We start from the raw sequence: 1,771 nt of genomic DNA, 5'->3' as shown, positions 1-1,771 counted from the left end.
GTGAACCTTTCTTATCAACGTTATAGTTAGATTTTTCGCTAAAGACATTCTCGGCTTTCGCATTCCAAGAACCACCGGTTATATTAGTGTTTCCTTCATAAGTATGTTTACCACTAATAAAGTTATCACCAGAGACGACATTGACATCCCCATTTCCATCAATATCCCAGCCTACTTGATAATCAGTGTTAGTATGATTAATATTTAATTTACCACCATTTCTTAATCCAACTTTTGGCGTATCAATAGAACCTGCTTTTTCAGCGGCTTTTCCAACTTCGCCACCGATATTAAGGGCGCCATTTTGATCAACTCGAATACCGAGATCCTCACCAGATTTATCGCCTTTTTGAGTTTTGATGGCTGCATCATTTGCAACGGTTAAACTAGCAGAATGATTACCACCCTCATTGACGATAATTTCAGACATCACGTTCAATTGAGAATTTTTACCATCAATTAATACTTTACCATTTCTGATAGCTAGCTTGTTGTATGTACCTGCATCACCATCAGCAATATTTAAACTACCACCATTGGTCACATTAATTTCACCATAGCCATCTTTATCAGCTGATTGCGTTCCTACTCGCATACCACCTGAATTAAAAGCAGAACCTTCACCGTCAATATTAATAATCGCATTTCCATTACCACTTGCGACAAATGTAGCTCGAGATGAATTAATAACACCACCATCTAAAATATTAACTACAGCCTTACCGTCGCCGGCAATCCCCATATCTTGTGAGTTAACTTGATTTATTGTACTGCCTTTACCTGATACAGTTAAAGTTGTATTAGAAGTGCTAGAATGACCTATACGTAATGAAGACCATCCAGTATTGGTAAAAGTGCCGCCATTAGTAATAAGAATATTAGCGTTACCTTGAGATCCTAAATAAGCATCACCAGTAGAGTTAATGAAATGACCATTGTCGAGTGTAAATTGAGCAGAAGTATCTACATCATGTGCCACTATAATTCTATTAATTTTTAATGTACCATTATCACTAATTGTTAAATGTCCATTTTGACCAATGATATATTCATCATTGCTGACTACGCCATTAGGCAAAGTTCCAGTGTCATCACCTTTAATAATTTGATTGGTATCTATATTAACACGTGCAGCAAAAGCATTGCTGGAAGATAAAACAGATAAAGCCCCAAGAATTGTGGCATTAATTAATACTGATTTAGTTTTTTTACCTCTTCCTCTGGCTAATTCCGAAACTGCCAGACTAATTCCTTGTCTATTTTTCAAAACTTTATAAATTTTATTCATTTGTTAAATTTCCTTCATTTTACAATATTAAACATAGTCACTAAGATTCAAGAGACTTATGTAAAAAACATTATTGATCGGATTAAGCGATCAATCAACATTTAATCTATCGAAAATTTCTAATAAAAAGCGTAATATAATTATAATTAATTGTTTTTTTTGTTAATTGTAAGTTAATGTAAAGTTAATAAACTGATTATTTTTGCACAAAATTTTCATATTCTGCGTTTAAAATACATAATCAATTAGCAATCTTTTTTTTTCAATATATTGTTCATGTTATGATTTTTTTTAGACTAAATTCTTTATTTAGTCAGTGCTAAATATCCCCTTTTTCAATTTAGTTTGAATCACATATCTTTTTTCTATAAAAAAGCAGTACTAAATCGTACTGCTTTGTATTTACTAAGATATTACTATTGTTAGAATGAATAATTTAAACCTAGTTGTCCACCAATTCGTGAATATTTATCTGAGCCAAAT

1 pseudogene is annotated in these 1,771 nt (G+C 32.3%); it reads right to left on the bottom strand.

Annotation, left to right across the window (positions count from 1 at the left end):
• Positions 1 to 1,288: pseudogene (locus J3U35_RS06590) on the bottom strand (hypothetical protein); the annotation flags it as partial.
• Positions 1,289 to 1,771: the final 483 nt, after the last annotated feature.

Source organism: Gilliamella sp. B2717, from assembly GCF_026536675.1.
In the GTDB taxonomy this organism is placed as follows: domain Bacteria; phylum Pseudomonadota; class Gammaproteobacteria; order Enterobacterales; family Orbaceae; genus Gilliamella; species Gilliamella apicola_I.
The sequence above is the reverse complement of the archived record's forward strand: the minus strand, read 5'-3'. Positions and strand labels throughout refer to the sequence as shown.